This is a genomic window from Bacillus luti, from assembly GCF_001884105.1.
Lineage (GTDB): Bacteria > Bacillota > Bacilli > Bacillales > Bacillaceae_G > Bacillus_A > Bacillus_A luti.
Map to the genome: position 1 here is coordinate 44,264 of NZ_MACI01000068.1, position 14,966 is coordinate 59,229.

The window sequence follows — 14,966 nt, forward strand, 5'->3', positions numbered from 1 at the left end:
GGGAATGAATGATGAAAACTGCTGAAAAGTTAAATCTGATTATAAAAGAAGAATATGAAAATATGAATGGGATGTTAGTAGTACAAAAAGGGGATTATATTTTTGAAAACTATTATAACGGTCATGGTCCAAATGGTGCATTTCATATAGCGTCAGTCACAAAAACGGTAATCTCTGCCCTAATTGGGATATGTATAGATAAGGGCTATATAAAAAGCGTTGATCAAAAAGTAATAGAGTTTTTCCCAGAATATGCTGTCAATTCATCTGAAATAACAGTACGACATCTGTTGACAATGACAGCTCCACATCCTTTCGTAGACTGGCAGGAACCGTTAGAAGAATTATGTACACAAGAGGATTGGGTACAGTATACACTTAATAGAATGGGGAACGGCGGAGAAATCGGATCTTTTAAGTACTCATCTGCAGGAGCGCATGTACTATCAGCAATTATTACGAGCGTAACAGGAAAAAGTGCGCGTGAATTTGCGAATGAATACTTATTTCAGCCACTCGGCATGAGAGAAATTCCAAAATACAATATGAAAGCATTTGGATTCGATGACTTATTCGGAAAAGATGTGAAAGGATGGGTTCATGATCCAAACGGTATTTCGACGGGTGGCTGGGGACTTACGTTAACAGCTAGAGATATGGTTAAGTTTGGATATTTGTATTTGCATCAAGGTATTTATGATGGAAAACAAATACTATCAAAATCATGGATAAAAGAATCAACAGAAATGAACCAAAATCAATATGGTTACTTATGGTGGTTACGAGAAGAGGATGGAATCTTTTCATATTGTGCAATGGGTGATGGTGGGAATATGATTTGTTGTATTCCGAAGCAGGATTTGGTTGTAGTAATTGCTTCTGAAGTTATACCAAATGCACGGGATAGATGGGAATTGATTAAAGGGTGCATACTTCCTTATTTAAAAGATTAATATGGTTATTTTTATAAAAATAAGAATGAAAGGTTTAGTTAAACTTGTTTTGTTCTCCATGATAGAAAAAAGTGTTGTGTTAACAAAGTTATGTAACTAAGATTATAAAACTTCAACACCTATACGATTTTTAAATAATTGCAAGGTGTTGAAGTACTTCATAACCTATTAAAGGTACTTTCAAATAAAAGCGGAAACACCTTTTTTCTTTGCTTTTTAACTATTTTCTAATTTTGTGATGTATAAGATACATCATGCCGAGTATGATTGCTAGTATTATAAATTTAATTAATTCAATTAGGCTGGCATCCCATTTATTTTGCGCTACATCTGTTAAATAAAATACATTAAACATACCATGTAAAATTGCGGGTGATAATACAGAACCGCCATATTCTCTCGTGTACGTTAAAATTATAGATAATATAAATAATAAAGAGAGATAACTTAATATTCCTACAAGCTGAAACTCATAATTTTTATAAAATATTGCTACTGGTAAATGCCATGAAGACCAAAGCGAAGCTATAATAAGAGCTGTTTGCATGAATGAATATTTTTTTCGTAAATAGTAATGAAAATTCCCTCGCCATATAATCTCTTCTAATAATGCAGATAAAGATCCAATTGTAAGACCAACGAGCAAGAGAAATTCTAATTCATTCCAATGATGATATAAGAACTTTATATCATAAATATAAAAATAAAAATGGAGACATAGCCCTAGAAGTAGTGGAAATAATATGGAGAAAATTAGTGTTTTTATTTTTGGACGTGAAATTCCAAGTGTATGAACTATTTTTTGTTTCTTATATAATGTTTGATATGAAATAACTGCTAAAAGTGGAACAACCATTGTAAACCCCAAATAATTACGACCATTTTCTATGTTCAGCAAGATGATATATACAAGTGATGTGAGAAAATAAATACATAATGTTGAATGATAAACTATGTGTTTATTAATATTTTTCACCTGCCTAAGTATGTATAAGTGGTTAATCGAATATCCGATATTTTAATTATATATGAAATGGAAATCGACAGAATGAATATTTCCATATTATTGTTTTTAAGATAGAAAAAGTGTCGAAATTACATATATTGAACTTGTAGAAAAAATTAAATTATCCCCCGTAACTTTTCACAACAAAAAATCGTTAAACAAAAGAATAGATTTTTTATCACGAATGGGGGAAAACCATGAGAATTCTAATACTAGGCGGTACACGATTTTTAGGCAGAGCTTTCGTAGAAGAGGCGTTGAAAAGAGGGTATGAAGTTACAATATTCAATCGTGGAACAAACAATGAAATTTTTCCAGAAGTGGAACATTTAATCGGTGACAGAAATGGTGATGTATCAAGTTTAGAAAATCGACAATGGGATGTTGTCGTGGATACATGTGGGTTTTCTCCGCATCACATTAAAAATGTTGGAGAAGTACTTAAAGATAATATTGAACACTATATATTCATCTCAAGCCTCTCCGTATATAAAGATTGGATTCTGCATGACATAAAAGAAGACTATATATTACAACCTGAACCAACGGAAGAGCAAATAAAGGCTGTAGAGAATGGTGAAATATCTCCTTATGAGCATTATGGTGCACTGAAAGTATTATGTGAAAAAGAAGCAGAGAAGTATTGGCCGGGGCGTGTTTTACACGTAAGAGCAGGACTTCTTTCAGGAATGTTTGATTATACAGATCGACTTCCATACTGGATTCAGCGTGTAGCAAAAGGAGGTAAAGTGTTAGTTCCAGGAAGAAAAGACCGTCCAGTGCAGATAGTTGATATAAAAGACGTTGCAAACTGGGGACTAAACATGGCAGAAAACAATAAAGCAGGTATATTCAATGTTACAGGTCTAAATTATGAATTAACGATGGAAGAACTATTAAATACGTGTAAAAAGGTTACGAATAGTGATGCTGAATTTGTTTGGGTCGATGAATCGTTTATGAATGAACATAAAGTGCAGCCTTGGACGGAAATGCCTTTATGGCTTCCAGAAACTTTTGCATTAGAAGGTGAAACGAAGCCGTGGAAAGGTGGATTTTCAATTAGTATTGAAAGTGCTGTTAAAGAAGGGCTTACTTTTAGAAGGTTAGAACATACAGTTACAGATGTGTATGTGTGGATGAAGAGTATGGACGAATGGGAATTAAAAGCTGGTATTTCAGGGAAAAGAGAAAAGATGTTATTGGATAAGTGGTATGAAATAAAGAGAGTTTAAATAAGAATCTTGTGAAAAAAGGGCTCTGTTTATTGGTTAAACAGAGTCCTAATATGAATCTACCACTCAATCGGTTCTTCCCCATACATCTCCCATAGCTTAGGAAACATCTTTTTTAAACCTTCTTCATCGTCTTCATTCCAGTCAAATTCAAAATCTACATCGTCGAATTCTTCATTAGATAAGACATGGTAAAGTGTAAAGTAAGTATCATCTTCGTCACCTGTTTTTTCTGCATATACAGTGAAACCGAAATATAAAGAAAGTTCTTCTATTTCTGGAACATCATACTCACTTAAATTTTCTAATACAGGTATTAACTGTTCTGGATCTTCAATACAAGCTTCGTATGTCTCTTTTCCTTGATATAATAACCATCCACGGAAGTAATCAAAAGTATCATCTGAACAGCCACCCATAATAATATAAGCGGCTGCCCATAAACGGGAGGTATAGGAATCTTTCAAAATACGATGCATATGCGTGTCAAAAGCAACAATTTCATGTACTGTACGCTTAGCGAGATGAGAAGTAAGCCATTCTATTTGTTCTTCTTGGTCTTCACCTTTCGTTTTTGCACGACTAAGTAGTTCCCAAAATTCTTCTTCTGTTATCGTTTTTTCTTTTATGTAATCTTCCCCAGGGCATGGGTCTGTATATCCCTTTTTACGTTTGGAAGCAATTAGTTTGTTAGCTTCTTTCATACATTCTTCTTCTGTTTCAAATTCTTTCGCTTTTACACTACCAGCTGTGCCAATCTTTCCGTAAAACACAACGTAGTCTTTTTCTTTCACAACGATTTTCCAAAACTTATTTGATTTCTCAGTTTGCTGGATTAATAACGTTTCCATTCGTACCTCCATCATGTTTTTCTAGTGTGCAATGTGATTGTAACATATGTATATACACTAGTAATGATGAGAGAAATAGTTTGGAAAATTCGAAAATTATTGAATGAAGCGAGTGAATTTAGTAATCTTATTTGTACATACATAATTGTTTTGTAATAATTTGATATTTCGTATATAAGGGGGCATTACGGATGGATCTTACGTTTAAAGTTGAGGAAACCTGTTTTAATTACCGCGTCGGAGCAATTTGTAAACATGATAATAAAATACTCATTCTGCAAGGCGATGGTGAAGATTATTGGTACGTACCGGGCGGTCGAGTGAAAATGTTAGAAAATAGTGAAGACGCGTTAAAACGAGAGCTTGCAGAAGAATTAGGTGTTCCTATGAAAGGAAAGAGATTAATATGGTCGGTAGAAAATTTCTTCACACTTTCTGAGCGAAAGTTTCATGAAATTAGTTTCTATTATGAAGTAGAGCTACATGAGTTACCTGCAAATGGAGCGGATCAATATATTTTGGAAGAAGAGGATAGAACGTATTTGTTTAAGTGGGTGCCAGTAGAAGAGTTAGGGGCATATAATTTACAGCCTGCGTTTATAAAAGAAAAAGTAAAGGATATAGCAGTTCATACAGAACATATCGTATTACAAGATTAAATGTATTCGGAGGGGAAAACGGTGAAGGGGACTAAAAAAGAGATACATATAAATGACAAAGCAATTCATTATACACATATCGAAAAAGGTTCTAGTACGGTTTGCTTTATGTTCTCAGGTTCAGGATACAATTACGATAAACCGTTATTTTATTATGCAACGATGTTAATGCTTGAACATAAAATTGATGTCGTACAAATTCATTATTCTTATGATGGACAATTAATGAATAAACCGATGGAAGAAGTAACGAAAGTAATGATGGATGATATTCATCCTATAATGAAAGAAGTATTAAAAGATGAGCAATACAACGAGACTTTGTTTTTAGGGAAATCACTCGGAACAATTCCAATTGCAAATGATGTAATGAAGAGAGAAGAGTTTTTACAGTCAAAAATGATATTAATGACACCATTACTGACGTTTGATACGATTTTTGATTCAATCTTACATAGTCGTAACGAAGGGCTTTTAGTAATTGGGGATAAAGATCACCAATACAATGCAGATCAAATTGATCAGTTACATAAAACGAATTTACAGATTGAAGTTGTCAAAAATGCAAATCATTCTGTAAATGTTGGGGGATATGAAACGGAAAATTCAATTGAGGCTATAGCGAAAATAATAGAAAAACTTAAAGAAGTTGTTAGGGAAAACTAACCTATTAAAGTAAAAGAGGTGCGAATTGCACCTCTTTTACTTTAATAAGCCTTCAAAACATGAAGCAAATAATCTTTCCGATTCAGCGGATTATAATCAACACGTTTTCGAGTAGGGAAGGGAGGTTTCAGCTTTGTGAAACCAGCTGGCTTCGTTGTAAATATACCTTCTCCTTCTGTAAAGGAATGAAGCATGCGTTTAAAATTCTCTGTTTTCGCAACAGGTAATGATCCTGTTAATTGGTAAGAATCATTATATAATATAGGCTCTGCAAAAGTTGCTGGAATGGCAGCGAGCTTATACATTGCGGTACTAATTACCTGCTCCGGTACAGTTAATTCAAACGCATTAACTGGTTCATATACATATGTTGCAGCTTGTTTTAAAGCATCCATTAAAACGAGCGGTGTTAAGTTTCTAAAGTCACTCGCTGTTGTAACAGGACTAGCATAACCGGTATGTGTAAGTGTGACGGAAATGTCCGTAACTTCCCATCCGTATAAACCTTGTTTTAACGTTTGAAATACTGTATCTTCAATTGCTTTATGAAATGCTAAAGGTAATGAACCAAGCTCAACACCTAAGTTATACGTTATGCCAGAGTTAAGTTCACCACGTTCAATTTTAAAACCAATTGTTGCGTAAAATGGATTCGCTTTTTCACCCATTACTTCCATGCTATTACCTATGCCAAATGGTTTCTCAATACATACAACTCGCGTATTTGAAAAAGTAACCTGCAAATTATATTTCTCATAAAGTGTGGTTTCAATCACTTCTTTTTGCACCTCACCGAAAAGGCGAATGTATAGTTCATTATGAACATCGTCTTTCCACACTTTAATCAGTGGATCTTCTTCACATAGTTCCATAAGTGCAGCGTACAAATCATGAATTCGTTCCGTAGGCACCGTATCAATAGCAGCTTCCATTTGTGGTTCGGCAAAGTGAATGTCTTTTATATAATCCGTTCGTTCACCGATAATATCACCAATTTTTATATCACTTAGTCCCCACACTTTACAAAATTCACCGCTTGGAACGGTAGAAGTTTGAACCGCATCTCCATTATGAAATATGCACATTTTTTTAATCTTTTCCTTATGTGGTAGAGACTTACTCCGCTGTATATCCACATATTTTCTAACGTGTAAGCTACCTGAAAAAACTCTTACATAAGCAACCTTTTCGCCAGAATGTTCACGTTCAATTTTAAAAACAACACCGGATAATTCTTCATCTTGAGACGAATTATTAGCTGGAAGTAAGGCTGAAATATTTTCAAGTAGTTCAGGTACGCCCATGCCTGTCATGGCTGATCCGAAAAAGACTGGATACACATTTGCTTGCTGTATTTGTTGTTCTAGCTCTTTTCTTAATAATGCGTCCGGTATTATTTCATTATTTACATATGATGTAAGCAATGATTCGTTATATGGCGCTAATCGCTCTATACAATCGTCATATGATTTATATTCAATAATACGAGCTTCCTTTGTTCCTTCGTTTTGGACAGAATAGAAGGGGAATGCTTCATTTGAAAGAATTTCTTTTATTTGTTTCATAACTTTTTCAGTATTTGCACCACTACGATCAATTTTATTAACAAATAAAATAGTCGGTATGTTTAGTTTCTGTAATGTTCGCATTAAAATTTTTGTTTGTGCTTGCACACCTTCAACGGCAGAGATAACTAAAATCGCACCGTCTAAAACGCGGAATGATCGCTCCACTTCAGCGATAAAATCAGCGTGTCCAGGTGTATCAATGACATTTACTTTTATATCATCAATAAAAAAAGAAATGACAGATGCTTTAATCGTAATTCCGCGCCGCCTTTCTAATTCCATTGAGTCAGTTTGAGTACTTCCGCTATCAACTCGGCCAACTTCATTAATCACATTCGTTTCATAAAGAATACGCTCAGTCAAACTCGTCTTGCCAGCGTCTACGTGCGCGACAATCCCTATATTTATTGTTGTCATATATAAATGTCCTCATTTCATTTTCCATTTTCATTTCCTCATTTCTATTTGTGTATTGCCGCATTACAATCACTCTCCAGTCATTTAAATTATTACTATTATAATGTAATTTACATTTTTTGTAACGCTACTAAGCGCCTTAATTTGGAAAAATAAAAACGAAAACAAAATGCTTGCATTCTTAATCGATATAGATTATATTAATTGACATATCAACTATTGATACATCAAACGTTTTTGATTTGGATGTAAAGGAGGGTTAATATGACAAGTTCATGCTCAAAAGAAGCGATTATTTTATATAAATTACACTTTCTAAATAAAGAAGTAAGTTCGAAGTTTGAAGGGTGTACGGGTATGAGCCAGTCTCGATTAGAGCTTATACTTCAGTTATATGAAGTAGGTGAAATTAGTCAAAAAGCACTTCAACAAGAAGTGAATATTGATAATGCGGCGATTACGAGGCATTTAAAACAGCTAGAAGCAAACGGAATGATTGTAAGACGGAAAAATCCAGACGATAACAGAATTACGTTAGTTTCTCTTACTGAAGAGGGACGAAATAAAATTCAAGCGTTTCAAGAGGAAAAAGAACGTTTTGCAGCATCTGCATTTAAAGGATTAAGTGAGGAAGAACGCGACAATCTTTTAAATATGCTAAATCACATTCAAGAAAATATAAAAGAATTATAAAAAAGGGAGAATACAACTATGACTAACTCAGTAAAAACAAATGATTTTAACGAAATTTTAACAGGACGCCGTTCAATTCGTAAATACGATTCTTCAGTAAAAATTAGCAAAGAAGAAATGACAGAAATTCTTACAGAAGCAACACTGGCACCATCTTCAGTAAACATGCAACCATGGAGATTTTTAGTAATTGAAAGTGACGAAGCGAAAGCAACACTTGCGCCACTTGCGAAATTCAATCAATCTCAAGTAGAAACATCTTCAGCGATGATCGCTTTATTTGGTGATTTAAACAACTTTGATAACGCAGAAGAAATTTACGGTACAGCAGTAGAGCGTGGACTTATGCCAGCTGAAGTAAAAGAAGATCAAATGAAAAAACTTTCAGCTTACTTCTCAATGGTTACACCAGAAGTGATGAAAGATACTGTTTTAATTGACGGTGGTCTTGTAGCGATGCAATTTATGCTAGCAGCTCGTGCTCACGGCTATGACACTTGCCCAATTGGAGGATTTGAAAAAGACCAAATCGCAGAAGCATTCGGATTAGATAAAGAGCGTCACGTACCAGTAATGTTAATTTCAATCGGAAAAGCTGCTGACAGTGGTTACCAATCAGTACGTCTTCCAGTTGAAAAAGTTGCTGAGTGGAAGTAATTTAAAAAGAAATAAGTGGAATATGAGAGGGGAAACACCATGATTATTATTCACGCAATATTTCAAGTAGATCCAGCGAAACAACAATCATTTTTAGAAGAAATTCAGCCACTTATTCACGGTTCTAGAGAAGAAAGTGGAAATGTATCTTATGACTTATATAAAGATACAGAAAAAGAAAATGTATATACGATGGTAGAAGTATGGAAAGATGAAGCAGCAGTTGCGAGTCATAATACGAGTGAACACTTCACATCTTTCGTTAGTAAAGCACCACAATTTTTAACTGCTCCGCTTAATATAAAAGCTTATAATGGAGAATTAGTAAAATAATAAGGTAGAAAAAGATGACTTTAGCATATGGCTGAGGTCATCTTTTTTTGTATAAGTAAAATCTACTTTCGATACAGTTATGTTGAAATAGAAGATTTGCTCGTATCTTCAGTAACAGTGATGAATTGCGTGTTAAATTCGAACATTCGGTTTATTAGAGTATTCTACCGTGGTATAATTTTATTGTAAATAAATGGTATAGGGGGGTAAGTGATGGGAGAATTTCAAAGTAATTTGCATATGGCAACGCAACTTGCAACAAAAATGAGAAATGCTTCAGATAGAATGCAGAGTGCTACTAGTCGCTCTATAAATAAGGCAACGCTTACTACACTATCTGTGAACTTCAAAGCACAAGAAGCAAATCAGCAAAATTTACACATCACGAAACAATTTTGCGATGCTTTTCAACAGACGATTGATAATATCCATTCTGTAGCAAATGAATTTGAGAAAATGGATACCGGACTTCAAAAGACTTTTCAATAATGTAACGGCCTACGTAAAGGGGAAAAGGTAGGGAGAAAAGATGAGTCAAGAACTTGAAACGAGAATCAGTCAATGTAATCAAAAATTACGAAGTATATTTGAAGAACAAAATGATAACCGAATCGCGCTGCAAAATCAAGAACAAGCTGAGGCTAGTTTCTATGAATGGAAAAATCGAAGTAATCGTTTATTTAGCAGAATACTAGCAACTTGGCATGGTGACAAAGAAGTATTTCACCTGTTCACGAATATGCGGCAAGAGATCAGGCAGTATGAAAGAAAACTTACATTCGAATTAGAGAACGAAAAAGAGACGTTGCTTAAAGAAAAACGGCATCTCAGTGAGAAAGAAAACGACCTTTCCTATGAACAGCAGCAACTACAAAGGGAGGTCAATACATGAGTTTAAACATGTATTTGGGAGAAGTACAAAATCAAACTCAAAGTATGAACGCTATATGTAATGCTACGATTCAAAGTATGGAACAAGCCATTCAATCTATCGATGCCTTTGCGATAGATACAGTATTACAAGGACAAACATACAGTAGTGCAAAAGCCTACCTTGTCCAAACATTTCGGCCATTAGCGCAAGGAATTATATGCTTATGTGAAGAATTAATTCGCCAAAACGAAGCATTCCCAAATGAGTTCCAAGCAAAAGTTGCTTCAACAGATGTGATCGAACATGAAATAAGACAACAAATACAGGAAATCAATCAATCGATTGCAAGTATAGAAGTAATAGAAGTACTTACACCGATGCCTGGAGTAGACGCAATTGTTGCGGTCTTAGTTGCGATGAGGAAAAAACTTGAAGAAAAACTAGAGCGTTTATATGAATTCAATCATTCGTCCAGCAACAACTACAGCACCGCCCTACAATTAGCAGCTAGCATCACAGCCGGACTCGCTGAAGTGCAAAGCGGGAAAGGATTTAGTCCTGTGAGTGGTACGTTTAGTACACAAGGGTTGAATATGGATTGGGTGATTTCTATTCAGGGGATTATAGAAGAAACATCCCGAAAAAATGATCAGTCAATTAAAGATATAGAAACAAATAACATAATTGAGAAGAAATCTCCGGTTAGAAATGCTTGGGACGATGCGGCAGACAGTATAGTTGGCACGTTTGAAACAGCAAAAAAGATGTGGGAAGCTATTCAAAGAGGATCGGGGAAAGCTATTGGTGATGAAATCGAGTCCGCAATAGCTTTAAGTAATATGGACATAGGAACTTTTATTAATGTAACCTATGCACTTTTCCATTTGGATGAAACTGCAAAAAATATGTGGCATGCATTTTCAAATAAAATAAAACGAGATATGATAGAGGGAGATACAGAGAGTCGTACAGAATTGACTACCTATGGATTAACACAAATAGCTACCACAATATTAGGTGATAGGGCACTAAATAAAGTAGGCCATATCACAAAAGGAGCAAAAGCATCAAGTGGAGTAAGTACATTTGCTAATGCAGTAAAACTAGCAAAAGAATTGAAGCCAACGCTTGAAATGTTACAATCATTTAAGAGAGAGGCTTCCTATGCATTCTCTAGTGTTGGTGGAACTATTGTAACCAAAATACCTCAAGGCGAATTAATAGAAGCTTATTATAAGTTTGCGAAGTCTAAAGGTTATTTTCAAGATGCAAGTGGAAGGTGGCATCGACCTGGTGGGGGTTACGCAAGTAATAAAGAAGTGGGTTTACCTGAGCCAAGTGGCAGCACTAAACGTTTGAAATATATGGGTAGTACACCTAGAAAAGACTCCAGAACTGGTAAAGCAGTAATAGAGAGAATGAAAAATGAAGATCCACCAAAAATACGAACAGTACGTGGTAAAACTGAATTTTTAGACACTAACAATAAATGGCGTCCGTTAAGTGAAGCAGATATGGCACATAAAACAGATGCAGTTACTTGGTGGAACGAAGTCGGACGGAATTATGGACCAAGGTCTAAAGAAGTAAGAGATTGGATGCTTGATCCAGATAATTATTATTTGGAACACTATAGTAAAAACCGTTCTGAAGGTGCTAGTTTAGGACAGACATATGTACCACCAAAATAATTAGGAGGAGCTTAAATTGGAATTACAAGATGAACTTTATGACAGAATAGTAAGTATATGTTCTCAAGGTGATAATTTAGTTGATAGGTTTGAGTATGAGAATGCAATAGAAAAGTATTTGGAAGCTTTAGATTTAGTTCCAAAACCAAAATTTAACTGGGAATGTAGTACATGGATTTACACAGCATTGGGTGACACGTGTTATATGAATGGAGATTTTAGTGCTTCTAAAGACTTTTTATTTAATGCAATTAATTGTCCTGGTGGAATAGGAAACCCTTTTATTATGTTACGTCTGGGTGAATGTTTGTATGAATTAGGAGACCTTAACAAATCTAAAGAATATTTGTTAAGGGCATATATTCTTGAAGGTTACTCGATCTTTGATAGTGAAGATGACAAATATTTTAATGTAATTAAAGATGCAATTTAGGGGGATTAATAATGGCTTATGTAGCAGGTGAAAATGGTGTCTATATACAAGAGTTAATGGATAAGAGTAATGAAGAGTTTGATAAAGGTAATTTAGATGAGTCAGTTTTTTTATTGGAACAAGCATGGAAAGAGCTCCCTGATGATAAAGTGATTTATGATGAGAGCTTTTTAATAATATGGGGGATTTTAGATATCTCTATTGTATTAAATGATGTTGAACGGATGAAAAAATGGGTTGATAAAATATTTGTCGCAGATCCTGAAAGAGGAGATACAGGTGAACGAGAACTCTGGGCTGGAAAGGTGGCTTATGAGGTAGGGGATTTCTCTAAAGCTAGGGAGTATTTAGAGATAGCTAATAAGAAATCCAAGGGTAGATGCTTTAGCGCAGAAGATGGAAAGTATTTAAAATTTTTGAAAGACAAATAATAAACTTAGTGTTAATTATTGTGGGAGTTAATCTAGACTTGAAATTTTGTAATTATATAAGTGATTAATGTGCTCAGTACACCATTAATTTGGTCATATTGAGCTTTTTCTTATTCCTATTAAAAACTTTTCATTTGAACTTAAGGATAAAATGTAAAATGATAAAAAATTATTTACGATTGATTACAGTTCGAAAGTGTTGTCTTATTCAAGATGGAAATTTTCTTTTAGCAGTTCAGTGAAAGAGACCAATTCTAAGCGGGACGGGTAATTTGAGCTGGAAAAGTAGCCCAAACATTAGAAGCAGCTAGAGCACAACAACGTACGGTAATAGAATCAGTAGAAAGTGGCGAAGTAGCTTTAAAAACAACGAAGCGTAAAGGAAATTATGGTGAAATGAAGATGGATGACTTTTTTGAAAGTCAAACATATACTAGAATTAGTGATGATCGTGTATTAACATTAGATCAAAAAATTGTTAAGGGAATAGATGCTGTATATGAAAATTCATCTCCGCCACCTAAGTATGTGATAGCGGAGGCTAAGTATAACACATCCAAATTGGGAAAAACAAATGATGGTAAGCAAATGAGTGAAGATTGGATTCTTGGAAGTGAAAGGTTAGATAGTACTTTGTCAAAAGAAAAAGCAGATGAAATTGTGGAAGAGATGTTGCTGAATCCAGAAAATGTTCAAAGAATTGTTATTCAAGTTATGCCTGATGGAACGATTGTGAAGAAAATTCTTGAAGTATAAAAGGTGGAAAAGAAATTATGCTAAGGGATAAAATCAAAAATGATATATATTTTAACAAATTTATCAATTATGAGGAAAAGAGAATAGAAAAGTTTTTATTATTGGTTGAAAAGGTTATTGAGGAAAGAGGCAAAGATGATAAAGGTGTAAAGAATGGATATATAGCGTTACAAGGGTATCATTTTAATAAATTAAGGGCAATGTACTCTGCGGGTTGTTCTATTCAAACTATTCGTGATTTTTCACCTGAAGTAATAAATATAATGGAAAAAGTGTGGAATAAAGAAAGTGGATATATACGTATGTTATGGATGATATCTATAGCAGTAATGCTAAATGTTGAAGATAAAGAATTTAATAGACTAATAGCAATGGTAAAGAAAGAAGGATTAAATGATTATTTGATTAATTATTTTATTGCTTTTAGAAATAGTGAGCCATCAGATTTTTATGAGCAAAGTGAGTTTTATGTACAATATCCATATTTCAAATTAAAAGAAGTAATTGAGAGTAATAAAATTTCACAAGAGAATTCTATAAAAAATTTAGAGAAATATATAAAGGAGTATTGGTATAAGGGACATTTAGAAGAAGCATGGTACGATGCACATGAAAATAAACATGACATTTATAGTGGTTACTGGAGTTTTGAAAGTGGAGCAATCGCTAAAATTTTAAAATTAGATGATTCAACCTTGAAAGATAGTTCATATTACCCTTATGATATGGTGCATTGCCAAGAAAAATAAATGTTGGAATCCACAGTGATAAATTTTTACACTGTGGATTTTTTAGTTTGTATTAAAGTAGGTATAAGGGTAATGTTGGTAATGGATCCAGTGAGCTAGATGTAAGATTGATACAGAACTAATTAGGAAATATGTACGAGATGTTGAAACGCAGACGAATTATGAATTATCACTGGATTTTTTTATCTAAATATCCATAATATCTAATTGACTGTTAGTAAATTCATCAACATATTGTTATCACCATCTACTTATATATATATAAATTAATTGAAGAGTTTAGCTAAATCTTCAATAGGACATATCGCAAAAGGAGCAAAAGCATAAAGTGGAGTAAGTACATTTGCTAATGCAGTAAAACTAGCAAAAGAATTGAAGCCAACGCTTGAAATGTTACAATCATTTAAGAGAGAGGCTTCCTATGCATTCTCTAGTGTTGGTGGAACTATTGTAACCAAAATACCTCAAGGCGAATTAATAGAAGCTTATTATAAGTTTGCGAAGTCTAAAGATGGTGGTAAGGGTACGGGTGGATTCAGTAATGGAACTAGTCGGGCTAACAAGGTTAATATACCCGAAAGTAGCATTAAACATTCAAATGTAGGTGACTTTACAACACATCCTAAAACAGGAGATATTTCAAAAATGAAGGGCGGAGGACATGGACAAAGTAATATTGAATTTTTGGAAAAAAATAATGTAGATTATAATATAAATAAAGTATACGAAAACGGTGTTAGGGTAGGTAATGTACCTGGACACAAGGTGAAAGCAAAAAGAGCAGGTTCCAATCAATCATGGTTTCCAGAAAGCTGGACAGAGTCTGATATTACAGCAGCAGGTGCTAAGATTGCTGAATTGCCCGGATTTGCGAATGCAGAAAATGGTGTGGCTATTTTTGGAGAGTATAATGGGGTTAGGGTTGGAGTTATAAAAACAAATGGAGAGATAGGGACTATTTTTCCAGATGCTACTAAACAACCGTAGATAGAGT

Annotated in this window: 16 protein-coding genes and 2 pseudogenes; 15 read left to right on the plus strand and 3 right to left on the minus strand. The window is 34.2% G+C overall.

Going from position 1 to position 14,966, the window contains the following annotated elements; translation table 11 throughout:
- The first annotated feature begins 11 nt into the window (after positions 1–11).
- Positions 12–953: a serine hydrolase domain-containing protein gene (locus BAQ48_RS15565; protein WP_071711776.1), complete on the plus strand. Its 942-nt coding sequence runs from the start codon at positions 12–14 to the stop codon at positions 951–953.
- A gap of 220 nt (positions 954–1,173) precedes the next feature.
- Here BAQ48_RS15565 and BAQ48_RS15570 read toward each other — a convergent pair whose 3' ends face one another.
- Positions 1,174–1,929 carry a CPBP family intramembrane glutamic endopeptidase gene (locus tag BAQ48_RS15570; protein ID WP_071711777.1) on the minus strand — a complete coding sequence of 252 codons (756 nt, stop codon included), beginning with the start codon at positions 1,927–1,929 and terminating at the stop codon, positions 1,174–1,176.
- A gap of 227 nt (positions 1,930–2,156) precedes the next feature.
- On the opposite strand from BAQ48_RS15570, the gene BAQ48_RS15575 reads away from it, so the two are divergent.
- Complete coding sequence (locus BAQ48_RS15575) at positions 2,157–3,194, plus strand: SDR family oxidoreductase (protein ID WP_071711778.1); 1,038 nt, start codon at positions 2,157–2,159, stop codon at positions 3,192–3,194.
- 59 nt (positions 3,195–3,253) lie between these two features.
- Here the strand turns inward: BAQ48_RS15575 and BAQ48_RS15580 are convergent, their stop codons facing one another.
- Positions 3,254–4,045, minus strand: coding sequence for a DUF4240 domain-containing protein (locus BAQ48_RS15580; RefSeq protein ID WP_071711779.1), 792 nt, complete (start codon positions 4,043–4,045; stop codon positions 3,254–3,256).
- Between the two features lie 191 nt (positions 4,046–4,236).
- Here BAQ48_RS15580 and BAQ48_RS15585 point away from each other — a divergent pair, with 191 nt between their 5' ends.
- Positions 4,237–4,704 (plus strand): NUDIX hydrolase, encoded by a 468-nt coding sequence (locus BAQ48_RS15585; RefSeq protein ID WP_071711780.1) that lies wholly within the window; start codon positions 4,237–4,239, stop codon positions 4,702–4,704.
- Positions 4,705–5,370, plus strand: coding sequence for an alpha/beta hydrolase (locus BAQ48_RS15590; protein WP_207544840.1), 666 nt, complete (start codon positions 4,705–4,707; stop codon positions 5,368–5,370).
- A 41-nt stretch (positions 5,371–5,411) separates the two neighbouring features.
- On the opposite strand, the gene BAQ48_RS15595 is transcribed toward BAQ48_RS15590, so the two are convergent.
- Positions 5,412–7,355: an elongation factor G gene (locus BAQ48_RS15595; protein ID WP_071711782.1), complete on the minus strand. Its 1,944-nt coding sequence runs from the start codon at positions 7,353–7,355 to the stop codon at positions 5,412–5,414.
- A 264-nt stretch (positions 7,356–7,619) separates the two neighbouring features.
- Here BAQ48_RS15595 and BAQ48_RS15605 point away from each other — a divergent pair, with 264 nt between their 5' ends.
- From BAQ48_RS15605 to BAQ48_RS28280, 11 genes and pseudogenes are all read left to right on the plus strand, one after another.
- On the plus strand, positions 7,620–8,048 hold the full coding sequence (locus BAQ48_RS15605) for a MarR family winged helix-turn-helix transcriptional regulator (protein ID WP_000204180.1): 429 nt from the start codon (positions 7,620–7,622) through the stop codon (positions 8,046–8,048).
- 18 nt (positions 8,049–8,066) lie between these two features.
- Positions 8,067–8,705 carry a nitroreductase family protein gene (locus BAQ48_RS15610; protein WP_071711784.1) on the plus strand — a complete coding sequence of 213 codons (639 nt, stop codon included), beginning with the start codon at positions 8,067–8,069 and terminating at the stop codon, positions 8,703–8,705.
- Between the two features lie 39 nt (positions 8,706–8,744).
- Positions 8,745–9,038, plus strand: a complete 294-nt coding sequence (locus tag BAQ48_RS15615) for a putative quinol monooxygenase (protein ID WP_071711785.1) — start codon at positions 8,745–8,747, stop codon at positions 9,036–9,038.
- Positions 9,039–9,251: 213 nt separating this feature from the next.
- Complete coding sequence (locus BAQ48_RS15620; protein ID WP_071711786.1) at positions 9,252–9,527, plus strand: TIGR04197 family type VII secretion effector; 276 nt, start codon at positions 9,252–9,254, stop codon at positions 9,525–9,527.
- Positions 9,528–9,567: 40 nt separating this feature from the next.
- Positions 9,568–9,930 (plus strand): DUF3958 family protein, encoded by a 363-nt coding sequence (locus BAQ48_RS15625; protein WP_071711787.1) that lies wholly within the window; start codon positions 9,568–9,570, stop codon positions 9,928–9,930.
- Entirely contained in the window at positions 9,927–11,603 is a 1,677-nt protein-coding gene (locus tag BAQ48_RS15630) for a T7SS effector LXG polymorphic toxin (protein WP_071711788.1), read from the plus strand. Before BAQ48_RS15625 ends, BAQ48_RS15630 begins: the two co-directional genes overlap by 4 nt.
- A gap of 16 nt (positions 11,604–11,619) precedes the next feature.
- Positions 11,620–12,036 (plus strand): tetratricopeptide repeat protein, encoded by a 417-nt coding sequence (locus tag BAQ48_RS15635; protein WP_071711789.1) that lies wholly within the window; start codon positions 11,620–11,622, stop codon positions 12,034–12,036.
- Between the two features lie 11 nt (positions 12,037–12,047).
- Positions 12,048–12,467, plus strand: coding sequence for a hypothetical protein (locus BAQ48_RS15640; RefSeq protein ID WP_071711790.1), 420 nt, complete (start codon positions 12,048–12,050; stop codon positions 12,465–12,467).
- Positions 12,468–12,749: 282 nt separating this feature from the next.
- Positions 12,750–13,223, plus strand: a pseudogene (locus BAQ48_RS15645) (hypothetical protein); the annotation flags it as partial.
- Positions 13,224–13,240: 17 nt separating this feature from the next.
- The gene (locus BAQ48_RS15650) at positions 13,241–13,972 is read left to right on the plus strand and encodes a PoNe immunity protein domain-containing protein (protein WP_071711791.1); all 732 of its coding nucleotides are present in this window, start codon (positions 13,241–13,243) and stop codon (positions 13,970–13,972) included.
- 282 nt (positions 13,973–14,254) lie between these two features.
- Positions 14,255–14,959: pseudogene (locus BAQ48_RS28280) on the plus strand (EndoU domain-containing protein); the annotation flags it as partial.
- Positions 14,960–14,966 lie beyond the last annotated feature (7 nt).

Bases quoted from the DNA above. Each gene is read 5' to 3' on its own strand.
- BAQ48_RS15565 (WP_071711776.1), top strand. From the start codon at position 12: ATGAAAACTGCTGAAAAGTTAAATCTGATTATAAAAGAAGAATATGAA.
- BAQ48_RS15575 (WP_071711778.1), top strand. From the start codon at position 2,157: ATGAGAATTCTAATACTAGGCGGTACACGATTTTTAGGCAGAGCTTTC.
- BAQ48_RS15580 (WP_071711779.1), bottom strand. From the start codon at position 4,045: ATGGAAACGTTATTAATCCAGCAAACTGAGAAATCAAATAAGTTTTGG.
- BAQ48_RS15585 (WP_071711780.1), top strand. From the start codon at position 4,237: ATGGATCTTACGTTTAAAGTTGAGGAAACCTGTTTTAATTACCGCGTC.
- BAQ48_RS15590 (WP_207544840.1), top strand. From the start codon at position 4,705: ATGTATTCGGAGGGGAAAACGGTGAAGGGGACTAAAAAAGAGATACAT.
- BAQ48_RS15595 (WP_071711782.1), bottom strand. From the start codon at position 7,355: ATGACAACAATAAATATAGGGATTGTCGCGCACGTAGACGCTGGCAAG.
- BAQ48_RS15605 (WP_000204180.1), top strand. From the start codon at position 7,620: ATGACAAGTTCATGCTCAAAAGAAGCGATTATTTTATATAAATTACAC.
- BAQ48_RS15610 (WP_071711784.1), top strand. From the start codon at position 8,067: ATGACTAACTCAGTAAAAACAAATGATTTTAACGAAATTTTAACAGGA.
- BAQ48_RS15615 (WP_071711785.1), top strand. From the start codon at position 8,745: ATGATTATTATTCACGCAATATTTCAAGTAGATCCAGCGAAACAACAA.
- BAQ48_RS15620 (WP_071711786.1), top strand. From the start codon at position 9,252: ATGGGAGAATTTCAAAGTAATTTGCATATGGCAACGCAACTTGCAACA.
- BAQ48_RS15625 (WP_071711787.1), top strand. From the start codon at position 9,568: ATGAGTCAAGAACTTGAAACGAGAATCAGTCAATGTAATCAAAAATTA.
- BAQ48_RS15630 (WP_071711788.1), top strand. From the start codon at position 9,927: ATGAGTTTAAACATGTATTTGGGAGAAGTACAAAATCAAACTCAAAGT.
- BAQ48_RS15640 (WP_071711790.1), top strand. From the start codon at position 12,048: ATGGCTTATGTAGCAGGTGAAAATGGTGTCTATATACAAGAGTTAATG.
- BAQ48_RS15650 (WP_071711791.1), top strand. From the start codon at position 13,241: ATGCTAAGGGATAAAATCAAAAATGATATATATTTTAACAAATTTATC.